Source organism: Rheinheimera gaetbuli (assembly GCF_054781935.1).
Window position 1 is genome coordinate 639,952 of record NZ_BAAGTL010000028.1, and the last position, 13,956, is coordinate 653,907.

A 13,956-nucleotide genomic window follows, 5' to 3' on the forward strand; every position below is an offset into this window, starting at 1 on the left:
CAATTTTCTACTTCAGGCTAAAGAATTCTGCCGTAGCGCCGATACAAGGCTATGCAACAAAACAGGATCAGAGGCCCGTTATGAACGAATCTTACCGTTTACAGAAAATCCGCAACCTCGGTGTGCGCTTACAAGAGCTGGAACTGGTGTCGATAACACCGGGCTTATCCTACACCAGTGCAGCGCTTAACTTTTTGTTTGCCGATTATCAGCTAACGCGCCCGACTGGCTTGCCACTGGAACATACCTTAAAAACGCTGGGCGAGGCCATTGTAGAACAACGTAAAGTGCGCTTCTCCAGCCTTGATGCTGACGCCGTTATCGATTTTTTCTGCCGCTTCTACCGGGTTCATTAACCTCCCCCCGGCCCTCTGCTGTACTTCAGCGTAGCGTTTTAGCGCTGCGCTGAAATATTTTATCCGTCCTACCGTTCTTATACCCCATTACAATGCAATTTTTCAGGTCAGCAGATGCAAGCCATTTATTCTTACTATCACAGTGCAATTGCACGCTGTCAGCACCTATCTGGTATCGCGCCATTACTGCTAAGGCTTTACCTGGCACCGGTGTTGGCGCAGGCTGGCTGGAACAAGTACCAGCATTTTGACAATACTGTGGCCTGGTTTGGCAATGCCGACTGGGGGTTGGGGTTGCCTGTGCCGGCGTTAATGGCCGCACTGGCAATAGCAGCAGAGCTTGGCGGGGCATTGCTGTTGTTGCTGGGTTTATTCACCCGGCTAGCCAGTATTCCATTAATGGTCACCATGCTGGTGGCGATTTTTGCCGTGCACTGGCCCAACGGCTGGCTGGCTATTGCCGATAGCAGCAGTTGGTTAGCCAATGAGCGGGTGTTAAATTCCGCTGACAAGCTAGACGCGGCAAAAAGCCTGCTGCAACAACACGGCCATTACGATTGGCTAACCAGCAATGGCAACGTTGTTATTTTGAACAACGGTATTGAATTTGCGACAACGTACTTTGTAATGTTACTTAGTTTGTTTTTTACCGGCGCTGGCCGCTACACCAGCATGGACTACTGGCTATGCCGCCGTAACGTTAATGAGGCCGCGTAATGAGCAACATTCATTTTTTGCCTGCTCAGCGAAATCGCGCTAGGCTGGAACCCAACTTAGCTGCGAGTCACGCCAATTCTATGCCCGAACCCAACAGTGCGCCACAGCACAGCGACGCCACACCAGCGCAAAACAGGATAGCGGTGTTTCAACTAACCGATAGCAAACACAAGCGCTATGAGCAGTTGGTACGACATTACCATGCTGATATATACCGCTATGGCTACTGGCTGTGCAAAGATGCCGACGTAGCACAGGATCTGGTACAAGAAACCTTTTTACGCGCCTGGAAAAACCTCGACAGCCTGCTTGACGCAAATGCGGCTAAAGCCTGGTTAGTGACCATTTTGCGTCGCGAAAATGCCCGTCGCTTTGAACGTAAGCAGTTTGACTACGACGATGGCGCAGAGCAAGACAGCCTGGCCGACACCAGCCAAAGCAGTGCCGAACAGCATTGCGACAACGACTTACTGCGTAAGCGTATGGCAACACTGCCAGAAGAATACCGTGAGCCTTTAGTGCTACAGGCGCTGGGCGGCTTTAGTAGCGACGAAATTGCCAACTTGCTAGAGCTTAATGTAAATACCGTCAATACCCGGCTGTTTCGCGCCCGTAAATTACTACGCGACCAGCTTAGCCAACAGGGGGAGCCCAGCCATGGATAACACAGAATTACGCCGTATCTTACTGGCCAATCCGTTTAGCAAGCACCCTGAACTGCTGGCGGCTTTGGCAAAAGATGCCGATTTACAGCTATTCGCCCACGAACTGCAACAACAACAGCAAGAGCTGGAAGATGCGCTACAAGTACCGGTACCACCGATGCTGGCTGAACGTTTATTGCAAATTCCGCAGCAACACCAGCCACGCCGCAACTGGTTTACGCCACTGGCACTGGCGGCAAGTATTGCGCTGGTATCCGTACTTGGGGTGCAGCTATATCAGGGTAGTTTTGCTGCTGACCTTGGCAGCCATGCGTTGGCCCATGTCTACCACGAGCACGACTTTTTGCTGCGCCACGCAACAACACAACCACTTGATGAGGTAAACCTGAAACTGGCTGACTTCAGCGCCAGCCTGCAAGACTGGCAGGATGAAATTATCTACGCCCGTTATTGCACTTTTCAGGGCGTGCGCTCACTGCATCTGGCGGTAAAAACCGCCAGCGGTTATGCCACAGTGTTTATTGTGCCAAAAGATGCTGAGCTGGCGTTTAGCAGCCAATTTTCCGACCAGCAATACCAGGGCTTAACGCTGGCCATGGCCAACGCCAATGTAATAGTGGTAAGCGATAACGCCGCTGACTTGCAGCAGCTGCCGCAAAAGCTGACGCAAAAGCTGATTTTTTCGGCCTGATATTAAAAGCGATCATTGCCGCTGATATTCAGGTTGTTAATTTTGCGCTTGCCCAGCAACTTTAACAGCAGATTACGACAAGCCCGCAACAGCGGGTACAACCATGCAGCGACGCGGCGTGATTTAAACAAATGATAATTCAACCGGTTAAAAAGCCCGCTGCGGCTACTTAACAACGACAACATATAAATTGCATCACTGCCGTAGTACAGGTTATCGGCCATTTTCAGCACCATACCCTGATCAATATCCAGCCCCTGTGCGGTTAGCTCGCGCATTACATCACTGTCTTCGCGGGCATTAATCAGCTGTAACTCCCCTACAGTTTGGCGAACACGCACCAGCTGGCAATAGGCATTGCAAGCCGGACAGTCTTTATCGTAAATCAGCAAAATGGCGGGCGCGGCAGAATGCTCAGTCGATGTCATTTGCTGACATCCAGCGCCAGCTCAACAGCAGCTTTGGCATGAATAAGCGTGGTATCAAACAGCGGCACGGCGGCGTCAGCTTTACCCACCAGCAAACCAATTTCGGTGCAGCCGAGAATAATGCCATCTATGCCCTGCCAGGCAAGGCCAGCCATCATTTTACGTACAGCTTGCTTAGATTCGGGGTTAATCACGCCCTGACATAATTCCTGATAAATAATTTGATGCAGGCTGTCTTGCTCGGCTTCATTTGGCAGCAATACTTCTATGCCGTGTAACTCGCTTAACCGCTCGCGGTAAAACGGCTGCCGCATAGTAAATTTGGTGCCTAGCAGCCCCACGCGGCTGCAGCCTGCCTGCTTTATCGCTGCTGCAGTCGCATCGGCGATATGCAGCAGCGGAATAGCCACTGCCGCCTCAATAGCCGGGGCCACTTTATGCATGGTGTTGGTACACAGCACAATAAAATCAGCGCCGGCCACCTCAAGCGTGCGCGCCGCTGTGGCCAGTATTGCACCGGCAGTGTCCCAGTCGCCAGCCTGCTGCAGGCGCTCAATTTCATAAAAATCGACACTGACTAAAATGCACTTGGCAGAGTGCAGCCCGCCCAGCTGGCTTTTAACCCCTTCATTTACATACCGGTAATACGGGATAGTCGACTCCCAGCTCATACCGCCAATAAGGCCAATGGTTTTCATTGTTAAAACTCCGTTCGGTTGCCAGACAGCTAACATGGCGTAAAAGTGCAGCGCTGGCAATTTTTTAACCGGTAACAAGCAGGGTGTATGCTATTTGTTATATTACGCTGGCAAAAAACACGAGTAACACAATAAGTAGCCCCCAGGGAACAGGTGATGACCACCAGTTTAAGTTTTTTGCACTAGCGTCTTTAGCCCTTTGCCGCCCAGTTCTGGCCATTGCTGATACAAACCAATAGCAAACAGGCTGCCAATAAACAAACAAATACCGGAGCTAACCAGCCAAAATGTCAGGCTATTCTCCGGGAACATCGGCATTAAACCGACGAAGGAAACACCACGCAGGATAAAAATTGCTGCAATAAGCACTAAAGCCAACCTGGTCAGCGGTAAACGCTTAATGCTACCTGCGCCAGACAAACCATACAGCGCCCAGGTAACCAGCAGTAACACAATGGCAGACGTTACAACAGTGGGATACCACAGCCCCTGCTCTGCCATCCGCGCCATTTGCTCACCCGCACCAAAAAACCGATACCAGTCTGCACCGAATACAATACAACCAAGATGCGCCAGCGCCGCAGCGACGCAACACAGTGCCGCCGCCAAAAGGGGCTTATTGTTAGCAGAGTTCATCTTTCCTCCTTAAATACCTTGCACAAAGTACGCGAGCAACAGAGCACGTTGCAGGTCGACGTCACAGCCAGCGCGTTTTCCTGACGATAATATGCAATGGTTAGCAGACGACACGACTCATGTAGTAAAACCGTTCGTCTTCGCTAGTTAAAACAAACCCTTGCCGCTTATACAAATGAACCGCCGGGCTATTTTTAAACACTCTAAGCTTCAAAATTTGGCAACAGCGCTCTTTAGCCAGCCGCTCAGCTTCAGCCAGAGCGATTGCGCCAATGCCTCGGTTCTGATAATGCTGATCAACTTGCAAATCACGTAACCAGCAATCTTCAGTGTCAAAAGATAACCTCATTACACCCACCAGCGTTTCCTGAAACAAAATATCAAAATTCACCAGCTGTTGCGTCATGGCCTCAATCTGCGCCTGATCCCAATCTACCGAGTAGTGCTGATAATATGGCTGCATATTTGACAGCGTAAATTGTGCTGCCGTTGCTAAATCCTCAGCCGACCTGAATGTAACCACCGCTATAGTCTCCTCACATTTACGCCTGCTTGCCGCGTATTTAAACGCAGGCTTATCTGTGCCGGTAAATTTAATGTCAGCCAGATTAGTGATCATTTAGAAAAAATACAATAACTTAAGCGCACAGCAACTGCGTGGTGCGCATCGACAGCATCTGCTTGATGTGGTTATTTAAGTAACACACGACCATCCGATTTCTCACCATTCCAATCTCTGGTGAAAAAAACAGAAACACTTGAATTGAAGTTCAATAGCATTTTAGAGCCGTCAGCTTCCAAAACTACCTCACGTTTACCCGTGACATACCAATTAACATTCTTCCAGCTTTCAAGCATTCCAATAGAACCGTTGTCATTGAAGCGGAATTGATAGTCACGACCACGCCAGCTATATATCCACTCGGCGTTGCTCAGCTTCTTCGCTAATGCTTTTGCTGAAGCGATATTTTCATGGGTAAACCTTTCAAGCGGGTCTGAATAGCTTGAATTGCTAAAAGTTAACACGATAAAAAGCATTAATAATCTACACACCAACGAGCACCGCCGCTTTAGTAAAATTAATTGCAGCTTTATTTACCTGTAATATGGCTTGCTCCATCAGTCTTCCTTTGTAGTTTATGCCTTTATAGTAGAGGCGTGTGCCCCGCGCATGCAAGCAGCGAATGACGCGGTTTGCTAAGCTTTTTATGTGCCATTACATTGCCCGGATATAAAACTCAGCAGAGTGTTTGCTATTACATCTTTAAGCCAGCCTGGGCCAAAATCTGTCATATCGTTATGTTTAGAATTTGCAATTTGCACAATACACGCATTAAGCATCGTTTTTTCCTGCTCTGTGTACAACACCCCTTCATCAGCCGGATAATCACTACCGCGAATCGATAAGATAAATGGAGAGCCGGCTCTTGGCAATGGAACACGGCGGTGATCTAAGGTTATGAGTTTATTGGTAAAATCCACACCTTCATTCAGCAACAAACTGGAGATATCGCCACCGTTCGAATGACCAACTAAAGTTAAATTATTAAAGTCATAGCCCGAAAACTCAGGTTTTAGCTGCCTGCGAATGAATTTTAGGGTTGTAGCGCCTCGCTGCCAATTTTCACTTCGTTCAGTATAAAGATGGCCTGTAGCTGCAAGAGCTGGATCGCCCGGCAGTTCATGCTGGATAGCAACAACAAGGTAACCGGCTTTATTCAAAGTATCTGAGATAAATGAATACTTATCGTAAGCAACGCCATAACCAGAGCTTAATAAAGCAACAGGGCATTGATTTTCAGCGCTACAGAGCGAAACGTCCGTCGGCAAGCTAACTTGAATTGGAATGTCTCTTTGCCTTTCAGGATCTGTGACAATACGATACTCAGACGCAAACGCTGGATTAGCCAAACACATTAGCAGAAACAGAAGTTTCAAATATATCTCCAAAAAGCTTAACGCAAAGCACACGGGCGTAAAGCCGAAAAGCGGTTTGACGTCGCAGCCAGCTTTTTTTGCTGGCGATAATATTTTTTGTTAGCTGCCTTTGCTTTGTTTTGGAATAGCTTTTTGAAGGCCATCCGTTAGTAACACAGCAAAGGCACTTTGATGAGTCAATCCAGACAATACTTTGGATTGGATGCTTAAGCCTTGATAATCGCGTGATTTTAACTGATTCTCGAATGCCTGCATTTCCTCTACCATACTACCTTCTTCACTACCGATGTACATGAATACACTTGCTTTCATGACCTTATTATTTTTTGCAAAGTCATTTTCCAGCCGAAACATCACTTTGTTGTCATACCAGAACGATGGGCTACCTAAGATGTAGTAGTCAAATAGTTCGGCATTAGTAATCAAGATGTTGGCGCCAAGCAAACCGCCATATGAATGACCAACAAATATTTTTTTATCCTGTCTGATTCGATATGTTTGACTAATCAGAGGTAAAACCTCGTCTGATATGAAACTAATATACTGACTGGCTTTACCTGAATACTTCTGAAGTTCGAGCGAATGCCCCCTTTTTTCATTTGGGGCATATGTTGGTGTGTAGTCTCTTGTGCGACTAAGCAAAGGGTTATGCCCTTTGGAATATGAAATCCCTACAATAATGACATCCTCGATGTCCCGGCCTGCCATCAGATGAACAATGCCGCTCGCCACTGCAACTGAATAACCTGTGTCATTTAATAATACCAGCGGGTATTTTTTGTTATTTTCTGAGTAATCGTTAGGCAGGCGAATATACAGCTCATACTCCAATCCGCTTACTTCAGATTTTATTTGCAGAGTATGCGTATTTCGAATTTTAAATTCGGTGCTCTCTTTAGCACATACCGAAACTGAGAAAAAAACAACTAGAGCAAAAGCCAACTTAAAAAACATTATTTTCCTTAAATGTGTGAAGGTTAACCACAGCTAACGCCCGCCACACACGCGAGCAACTTGTTGCGAGCGCCAAAGGCGCGTTGTGCTGGCGTTTGTTATGCCTGACTCGGACCATCTTGATATTTAGATTTTTCAATGATTAAAGGGACTTGCGATGCGAACCACTCTTTTTCCTTGGCTCCAAATGTTGTTTTACGTCCATTTAACCTGTAGTGATAAACTATCGAACCTTGGTGTTCTTTTATCGTGAGCTGATGTTTTCCGATATTATCTGAAACAATTAACTCGATTTGAGCATTCTCGGGTAAACATAATAGTTCTGTTTCTTCAGCGTTAAAACGAATATTTTCTTTTATAACCCTAGAAGGGGCGGTGATATGTAAATAGAAATTTTCTTCATCTACTGTTTGGCGATGTCCTGGCCAAGTAACACATGCCGAAAGAGCAAGGCTTAGGCAAGCTAAAATAACGAGTCGAAATTTAAGAAACACTGACATATCCTTTCCTGTTTCCCTGTTGTTGTTCCTGAGAGGGGCGATAATCTTTCAGCCGGCATAACGCCGAAAGGCCCGGCGGCGAAGCCCTCCGGTTACTTGACTTGTTAAATCCGCCCAACTAACATAATGCGTATTGACAATGCGCATAAGCTATACCTGGAGCAAATGCAATGCAACCTTTATCTGGCAACGCTGCCGCCAAAAAAGCGGCAAACCTTTCAATAAACAGAGATTTATTGGCTGAAGCTCGCAGCCTGAACATAAACCTCTCAGCAACTCTTGAATGGGCGCTGACTGAGAAAATTCGCCAGGAAAAGCGTAATCAGTGGCTGAAAGATAATCGTGAAGCCATTGATAACTGTAATACACTTGCTGAAGAAAACGGTCTTTTCTCTGACAAACATCGGGTACTCTGATGAAGCAGTTTGACCTTTACGTAAATACAGATAATGATACCAATCAGACTTATCCCTACTTTGTTGATATTCAAAACGGCCTTCTCGAGACCCTTAACAGCAGAGTAGTAATTCCACTAACTCCTGTTCGGAGATCTGACCAAACCTACCCCAACCACCTTTGCCCTGTTATTAAAATCAAAAACAAAAAGTTTGTTCTTCTTACTCATCAATTAACCAGCGTCTCCGTCAGCTTTTTGAAAGCGCAGGAAGCTTCATTGACTGACGCTCGAGATGACATTGTCGCTGCGATAGACTTTCTGGTTACCGGCATTTAGCGCAAAGCACACGTGCGGCTTTGTAGTGAAGGAAGTGGGCCTTCGGTGAAATTGCCGTTCTTTATCTGCGCGGTAACGACAAAGCCAAAGCCCACTTACTCAAATTACAAAAGCGCATGAGCAAAGCACTCAGCGCTCTGGCGCACAAGGTTGGCCGTTGCGTTTACTACATGCTGAAAAATCAGAAGGTATTTGATGAGAAGCGATTCCTAGCCGGTTAAGTCGCGGGACAAGGTGAGCTGAACGTCTAACTGGAACACCATGGCTGATGCTCAAATGATGGTTGGGTAACCCTTAGTAATAAGCTGAATCACCCGCCTTCTGGCACACTGCCGTAACCAGGTTGCTTTGATTAGACACCTTGTCGCCGCGCATTTACCATCAGCAAGATGGTTTGCACCTGTGCTGAGCCTGAAACTAACTGGCTTTAAGCCCGACGCCTTGAATAGTGCCAGCAACAGGTTAACCGATGAATGTCTGGTGCCCCTGCTGTCAGCAAGGATGCTGAAATCAGCAGGCACTCATTGAGCATGAGATAAGAGAGCCCCGATATGTATTTGTTGCAGGCTATCGCCTGGCAACCATGATGACAGATGAAGCAGTCTATCTTGCTGATGGACAAACAGACTGGCCGCTAACACGGCCAGAAGAGCGGTTTTACCTATTGACTCCGAGAAGGCTCATATGTGTTATGTGCCATTATTTGCGATCTGCCGGATGGTTTACACCATCTTTGGTCGGTACATTTTGTATTTTCAATGGGTTAATTCCCTCAAGGCAAGCAACATTAAAACCATACTGCGTTGGATTTGATCTGCGTTGATGGTGAGTATAAATACCGCAGTTGCTACAAAAATAATGCTTAGCTGTCTTTGTATTAAACTGGTAAAGCTTTAATAAGCTCTCACCTTTTATAATTTTTATACCCGACAAAGGAATTGAAGCCGCTATCGCTCCACGCCTCCGGCAAAGCGAACAATCACAGCGCCGTAATTCAACCAAACCATCCGGTAAATCAAGCTCAAACTCAACAGAACCACAATGGCAGGTGGCTTTGTGTTTAGATTTGATTGGAACGCCATCAACTTCTTTCAAATTTAAAGCCATACTTGGTTCCTTGCGAGCACATAACGCAAAGCTTTGGGGCGGCTGGAGCGCAGCGTAAGCCGTCCCAGCCACGATAGTGGCGACAATAGCGCCTTGTTATGTCACTTTTTTATACCAAAACAATGCTCTTCTGACGGGAAAGTTCCGGCCCTTACTTCTTTTTCGAACTCTGCAAATACCTCTTTGATATGGACGCTGAGGTCTACATATTTCTTGGCAAATTTCGGGGTGTAGTCTGAGAACAGTCCAAGCATATCCTCAGTCACTAGCACTTGTCCATCACACTCAGGAGAAGCGCCAATGCCGATTGTGGGAATGGTAATGGCTTCAGTAACCTTTCTTGCGGCTTTCTCAAAAACCCCTTCAATCAATACCGAAAATGCGCCTGCTGACTCAAAGGCCTGTGCCTCTTTAACCAACAACGCAATAGCATCGTCATCTCGCCCCTGCGCCTTGAACCCACCAAGAGTATTTGCATGCTGAGGGCGGAGACCTATGTGCGGCATAACAGGAATACCCCTGTTAGTCAGGAATTCCACGGTTTCAACCAGCTCCAATCCTCCTTCAACCTTTACCGCCTGAGCACCCGTTTCTGTCAATACACGGGCTGCATTTCGATACGCCAGCTCTTTACTCTCCTGATATGACCCGAAGGGCATGTCAACAACTACGCAAGCCCGTTCAGCTCCTCGTACAACAGCTGCACCATGAGCAATCATCATGTCTAGTGTTACAGGCAAGGTTGAATCAAAACCGTATGCAACCATTCCAGTTGAATCACCAACAATGATGAGATCTACATACGGGTCCATAAAGCTCGCCATTGGCTTGGTGTAAGCTGTCAGAGAGACAATGCTACCTTTTCCTTTCATCTCTCTAATCTTAGCGGTAGTAATCTTTCGGTTTGACGTATGTGTACTCATCCTAACTCCTTTTTATGGTGCCCAACACTCGTTCAATGGACATAACGCCCGCCACAAACGCGAGCAACGTGTTGCGAGTCGAGCGCCCAAAGGGCGCGTTTTTGATGGCGATTGTTATATGACGATTTAAACCTCATTGCTCAATCACCCAGAGTCATAGCCAACTCTTCCAATTTATCCTTAATTTCATTCTTTGCGGCAAAGCTCAATTCTGCTTTTACCAAGCTTTTCAGCACCGTGAAATATGCGAGATTAAAAGCGTCTTCTTTCGATGAAATTAAGTCAGGTTTTACACCAACCCATTCCCAATTTGTTTTAGTGATCGGATTAATTGCTTTACCATATGGAATACCTGCAACAAAACCACTCCCAAAATCTAAAAAGCGCATAGGGTGCGCTCCGCCGGCAGTCACTTCACCGACAACGACTGCTCGTTTTAAGCTCTGTAAACTATAAGCAAAATCTTCAGCAGCTGAGAACGTTGCACTACTCGTTAAAATGTAAATAGGAACATCGACAAGTTTTTTTCCTTTAACCTTTCTGAAGGTCCAAAATTCATCAACTTCACCAGAATAACGCCAATAGATACTGTTCAGATGAGTCCTATTTTTAAATAGATAGCTACTAATTAGCTGTGACATCTCTGGATGTCCACCACCATTATTCCTGAGATCGAAAATAACAGCGCTAGCATCAGAGACCATCGCCATTACATTGGCTACACGCTCTGTCGAGTTGCTGTTTACTTTATCAAAACCCCAAAAATCAATATAACCAACATTACCTGCCAGTATTTCAACTTTACTAAATCCAGAGTTTTTACGTTCAAGTTTTTCCCAATAACTTTCTGACGATTGATTGGTGCCTGTTTTTTTATTAGCTCTCCATAAAAAGCTAAAATGCTTATCAAACTTTTTTAGATTACTATCAATTACTTCTGCAAATTCTTTATCACCCGAAACAAGCTGTAGCTCTTCAGATGAAGATAATATTTTTAATGAATCTAATATCGCAGGGGTTTTGTCCTCGAGGACATATTGTTTAGCAATTTCTTGCTTCAGGTTACTGATAATTTCCAGCCTATCTGGGCTTACTTCCGTGTCAGCAAAAGTTACACAAGGTATAAACAAAACTCCGGCTAAGAATTTAAGCACTAGGTTCTTCCTGAGTCATATAACGCAAAGCTTTGGGGCGGCTGGAGCGCAGCGTAAGCCGTCCCAGCCGCGGTAGCGGCGACAACAGCGCCTTGTTAGCCTTTTTGCATACCAGCAGTAATTACACCTGCACTTACAAGCAGGCTACCGCCAACTTTATTAAATCCATCCTGAACTCGGGGTTTAGTTAAATAACCCCGAAGATAGCCTGACAATACTGCATAGCAACTTACACTAAACAGAGATACCGCTAAAAACGAAATTGCCAAAATCGACATTTGAGGAATAACGGGCTCCGAAGTAGTAATAAACAACGGCAAAAAAGCCATGAAAAATAGAATGCCCTTCGGGTTGAGTGCGGTAACGATCATAACATCCCGGAAAATTGAAAATGAACCGCCCTTATTATCCCTTTCAGTTGCATGACTATCTGGCCTGCTCTTAGTACGAAACGCTTTGATACCTAAGTAAATAAGATATGCCGCACCAGCAAATTTAATTAAGTTAAACATGGTTGATGAGATTGATAGCAATAACCCTAACCCCATGAAACTGAGCGACATTAAGATAATATCTCCTGCAAGGGCTCCGGCAGCGAGGGGAATAACTGAACGCTTACCGTGAGTAATAGCTTGACCAATAACCAGAAAAACTGTCGGACCAGGTGTTAAACACAATACCAGTGATGCAGTTACAAAGGCCAACCAAATCTCAATACTCAAAATGAACTCCTGTAAGGCTAACGCCCGCCACAAACGCGAGTAACTTGTTGCGAGTCGAGCGCCCAACGGGCGCGTTTTTGATGGCGTTTGTTATACATTTATAAGGATGCTGCATAAAAAATAGTACCGATGCCGCACAAAGCTGATGCAAAACCTAGAATACGTATCCGATTATTAAAAATATCCTGATCTACGGAAAAGCGCTCAGTGCGCTGCAGCCCCACTACAAAAAGCAAAATTGACAGCGCTAATAGCCCAAACATGGCAAACGGAGCTTTATCAAAAAGTGCTACATAGCCTGCTAAAGCAACCAAAACTGACAGTGACATCCATAGCGCAGCGAAGAAAATGCTTTTGGGTGGCTTGACAGAACTCAAACTAAACTCTCCTAAATGTATAACGCCCGCAACAACGGCTTGGGTGAGATGGCGGCATTTTTGCGGCTTTTTGCAAAAATGGTGACAGCTTACCCAAGTCCGATTGCTTGCGCTTGTTAGCTGTGATTTGGCTACACATTTAAAGTGACCATGCCTGAGTGATCTCTGTCTGCAAAGTAGTGATGATTTTGGTGCTGTATAGCATCTATTGCGGCAACAGCATCACTGGCTGAGTCAGTATTATTTAGTAACGACTCAAGCACAATAATAGCTTCTGATTTTTGTGCGATAGCCAACAACATACACGCCCGATACCTTACATGCTTTGATTTATCTTGCGTTGCTTCGATGCCAAGCTGGAATGAAGAATCATTTGTTTTAGCGAATTTAATGGCGTGATATACACAGGATGCTCTCTCACCCCATTTTTTTGAAACCCGATATTTTTGAAGTAACAAATCAGGGAACATATCGCCAAGTTTGCTTAACACCTTTACGGCTTCATATTCATCATCTGAACCTCGACCATTAAGCAGCTTTAACTTCGCTTCAATTTCGGATATTTCCACTGGAGTCTCCATTGCAGCTAACGCCCAACTCAGCGGGCAATTTGAGCCCAGCGAGAATTGATCCGCTGCAGTTGATTGTTAGCAGGCGGCATTAACAGATACTCCATTGCTGGTCGTCTGCATCCCATCGATACTCTTGAGCATTTACTACATCTTCAACGCCATTAAATGTATATTTATATCCGGCTCGAAGCTTCACTTCTTTTCCTGAACTAGCTGTTCGTTGTAGGTCTAAGCCTAAGTTCGTAAGTTCGTCTATAGGCTTAAATGATCTTTGGCGCTGGTCTCGCCCTATCATCGTCATCTTGCTTCTGAAAAGATGGCTTAAATCATAAGTTCGATTCTCTGCATCAACTGAAACCGTAATTGTTAAATCATTGAATCTATTATTTGTTATGTTGTGATAGTGGATTCTTGATACAGGCTGACCGGACTCGTTATGTCTTAGACTCTCAACAAGTATTAGTAAATGTGGTCTTTGAGACTCAATGTAAGCTTTGTTCGTTTGCAGATAACTAGCTACTACAAATGTGGCTGATACTAGCGCCCCAAGGCTAGCAATAACCGCAATTAATGCGCTCACCATTTCATTAGGCTTTAGCCCCAAAGTATCGCAGTAAACGATTCCCCAAGCTCCTGCTGCGGCAAGCAATATCAAAAAGCTGACAATTGCCCCTGTTATTTTATTCATTCTCCACTCCAAGACTCTACAGTGAACCTGCTAACGCTTTAGCGTTTTATCCGGCGCGTTGTTCAGTGACGGCTAAACGCCTGTTGAACGGCCCGGT

21 protein-coding genes and 1 pseudogene are annotated in these 13,956 nt (G+C 45.7%); 7 read left to right on the forward strand and 15 right to left on the reverse strand.

Annotation, left to right across the window (positions count from 1 at the left end; all coding sequences use genetic code 11):
• Nucleotides 1–80 precede the first annotated feature (80 nt).
• The 4 genes from ACYVIC_RS19475 to ACYVIC_RS19490 all read left to right on the forward strand — a co-directional run bounded on the left by ACYVIC_RS19475 (nucleotide 81) and on the right by ACYVIC_RS19490 (nucleotide 2,429).
• Nucleotides 81–356 (forward strand): hypothetical protein, encoded by a 276-nt coding sequence (locus tag ACYVIC_RS19475; RefSeq protein WP_460862612.1) that lies wholly within the window; start codon nucleotides 81–83, stop codon nucleotides 354–356.
• Nucleotides 357–470: 114 nt separating this feature from the next.
• Nucleotides 471–1,073 carry an HvfX family Cu-binding RiPP maturation protein gene (locus ACYVIC_RS19480; protein WP_460862614.1) on the forward strand — a complete coding sequence of 201 codons (603 nt, stop codon included), beginning with the start codon at nucleotides 471–473 and terminating at the stop codon, nucleotides 1,071–1,073.
• 80 nt (nucleotides 1,074–1,153) lie between these two features.
• On the forward strand, nucleotides 1,154–1,738 hold the full coding sequence (locus tag ACYVIC_RS19485; RefSeq protein ID WP_460862616.1) for a sigma-70 family RNA polymerase sigma factor: 585 nt from the start codon (nucleotides 1,154–1,156) through the stop codon (nucleotides 1,736–1,738).
• Nucleotides 1,731–2,429 carry a DUF3379 family protein gene (locus tag ACYVIC_RS19490; protein ID WP_460862618.1) on the forward strand — a complete coding sequence of 233 codons (699 nt, stop codon included), beginning with the start codon at nucleotides 1,731–1,733 and terminating at the stop codon, nucleotides 2,427–2,429. Before ACYVIC_RS19485 ends, ACYVIC_RS19490 begins: the two co-directional genes overlap by 8 nt.
• A gap of 2 nt (nucleotides 2,430–2,431) precedes the next feature.
• Here the strand turns inward: ACYVIC_RS19490 and ACYVIC_RS19495 are convergent, their stop codons facing one another.
• From ACYVIC_RS19495 to ACYVIC_RS19530, 8 genes are all read right to left on the reverse strand, one after another.
• Nucleotides 2,432–2,857, reverse strand: a complete 426-nt coding sequence (locus ACYVIC_RS19495; RefSeq protein WP_460862619.1) for a DCC1-like thiol-disulfide oxidoreductase family protein — start codon at nucleotides 2,855–2,857, stop codon at nucleotides 2,432–2,434.
• On the reverse strand, nucleotides 2,854–3,555 hold the full coding sequence (locus ACYVIC_RS19500; RefSeq protein WP_460862621.1) for an aspartate/glutamate racemase family protein: 702 nt from the start codon (nucleotides 3,553–3,555) through the stop codon (nucleotides 2,854–2,856). Before ACYVIC_RS19500 ends, ACYVIC_RS19495 begins: the two co-directional genes overlap by 4 nt.
• Before the next feature lie 168 nt (nucleotides 3,556–3,723).
• Nucleotides 3,724–4,191, reverse strand: coding sequence for a hypothetical protein (locus ACYVIC_RS19505; protein ID WP_460862623.1), 468 nt, complete (start codon nucleotides 4,189–4,191; stop codon nucleotides 3,724–3,726).
• 100 nt (nucleotides 4,192–4,291) lie between these two features.
• A complete protein-coding gene (locus ACYVIC_RS19510; RefSeq protein WP_460862625.1) occupies nucleotides 4,292–4,714 on the reverse strand; it encodes a GNAT family N-acetyltransferase in 423 nt (140 codons plus the stop codon).
• 167 nt (nucleotides 4,715–4,881) lie between these two features.
• The gene (locus tag ACYVIC_RS19515) at nucleotides 4,882–5,229 is read right to left on the reverse strand and encodes a hypothetical protein (protein ID WP_460862627.1); all 348 of its coding nucleotides are present in this window, start codon (nucleotides 5,227–5,229) and stop codon (nucleotides 4,882–4,884) included.
• 168 nt (nucleotides 5,230–5,397) lie between these two features.
• A complete protein-coding gene (locus tag ACYVIC_RS19520; RefSeq protein ID WP_460862629.1) occupies nucleotides 5,398–6,129 on the reverse strand; it encodes an alpha/beta hydrolase in 732 nt (243 codons plus the stop codon).
• Between the two features lie 99 nt (nucleotides 6,130–6,228).
• The gene (locus ACYVIC_RS19525; protein WP_460862631.1) at nucleotides 6,229–7,083 is read right to left on the reverse strand and encodes an alpha/beta hydrolase; all 855 of its coding nucleotides are present in this window, start codon (nucleotides 7,081–7,083) and stop codon (nucleotides 6,229–6,231) included.
• Nucleotides 7,084–7,181: 98 nt separating this feature from the next.
• Entirely contained in the window at nucleotides 7,182–7,583 is a 402-nt protein-coding gene (locus tag ACYVIC_RS19530; protein ID WP_460862632.1) for a hypothetical protein, read from the reverse strand.
• A 170-nt stretch (nucleotides 7,584–7,753) separates the two neighbouring features.
• Between ACYVIC_RS19530 and ACYVIC_RS19535 the strand changes: the two genes are divergently transcribed.
• From ACYVIC_RS19535 to ACYVIC_RS19545, 3 genes and pseudogenes are all read left to right on the forward strand, one after another.
• Nucleotides 7,754–7,999 carry a type II toxin-antitoxin system CcdA family antitoxin gene (locus ACYVIC_RS19535; protein ID WP_460862634.1) on the forward strand — a complete coding sequence of 82 codons (246 nt, stop codon included), beginning with the start codon at nucleotides 7,754–7,756 and terminating at the stop codon, nucleotides 7,997–7,999.
• Nucleotides 7,999–8,316: a CcdB family protein gene (locus ACYVIC_RS19540; RefSeq protein ID WP_460862635.1), complete on the forward strand. Its 318-nt coding sequence runs from the start codon at nucleotides 7,999–8,001 to the stop codon at nucleotides 8,314–8,316. Before ACYVIC_RS19535 ends, ACYVIC_RS19540 begins: the two co-directional genes overlap by 1 nt.
• Nucleotides 8,317–8,348: 32 nt before the next feature.
• Nucleotides 8,349–8,537: pseudogene (locus ACYVIC_RS19545) on the forward strand (IS110 family transposase); the annotation flags it as partial.
• 478 nt (nucleotides 8,538–9,015) lie between these two features.
• Here the strand turns inward: ACYVIC_RS19545 and ACYVIC_RS19550 are convergent.
• The 7 genes from ACYVIC_RS19550 to ACYVIC_RS19580 all read right to left on the reverse strand — a co-directional run bounded on the left by ACYVIC_RS19550 (nucleotide 9,016) and on the right by ACYVIC_RS19580 (nucleotide 13,859).
• On the reverse strand, nucleotides 9,016–9,423 hold the full coding sequence (locus tag ACYVIC_RS19550; RefSeq protein ID WP_460862636.1) for a GFA family protein: 408 nt from the start codon (nucleotides 9,421–9,423) through the stop codon (nucleotides 9,016–9,018).
• 101 nt (nucleotides 9,424–9,524) lie between these two features.
• Nucleotides 9,525–10,346: a 3-methyl-2-oxobutanoate hydroxymethyltransferase gene (panB, locus tag ACYVIC_RS19555; protein ID WP_460862638.1), complete on the reverse strand. Its 822-nt coding sequence runs from the start codon at nucleotides 10,344–10,346 to the stop codon at nucleotides 9,525–9,527.
• Between the two features lie 140 nt (nucleotides 10,347–10,486).
• Nucleotides 10,487–11,500: a S41 family peptidase gene (locus tag ACYVIC_RS19560; protein WP_460862640.1), complete on the reverse strand. Its 1,014-nt coding sequence runs from the start codon at nucleotides 11,498–11,500 to the stop codon at nucleotides 10,487–10,489.
• A gap of 95 nt (nucleotides 11,501–11,595) precedes the next feature.
• Nucleotides 11,596–12,222 carry a LysE family translocator gene (locus ACYVIC_RS19565; protein WP_460862641.1) on the reverse strand — a complete coding sequence of 209 codons (627 nt, stop codon included), beginning with the start codon at nucleotides 12,220–12,222 and terminating at the stop codon, nucleotides 11,596–11,598.
• A 98-nt stretch (nucleotides 12,223–12,320) separates the two neighbouring features.
• Nucleotides 12,321–12,599, reverse strand: a complete 279-nt coding sequence (locus ACYVIC_RS19570; protein WP_460862643.1) for a hypothetical protein — start codon at nucleotides 12,597–12,599, stop codon at nucleotides 12,321–12,323.
• Between the two features lie 131 nt (nucleotides 12,600–12,730).
• The gene (locus tag ACYVIC_RS19575; protein ID WP_460862645.1) at nucleotides 12,731–13,168 is read right to left on the reverse strand and encodes a hypothetical protein; all 438 of its coding nucleotides are present in this window, start codon (nucleotides 13,166–13,168) and stop codon (nucleotides 12,731–12,733) included.
• A gap of 91 nt (nucleotides 13,169–13,259) precedes the next feature.
• Entirely contained in the window at nucleotides 13,260–13,859 is a 600-nt protein-coding gene (locus ACYVIC_RS19580) for a hypothetical protein (protein ID WP_460862647.1), read from the reverse strand.
• Between the last annotated feature and the right edge of the window lie 97 nt (nucleotides 13,860–13,956).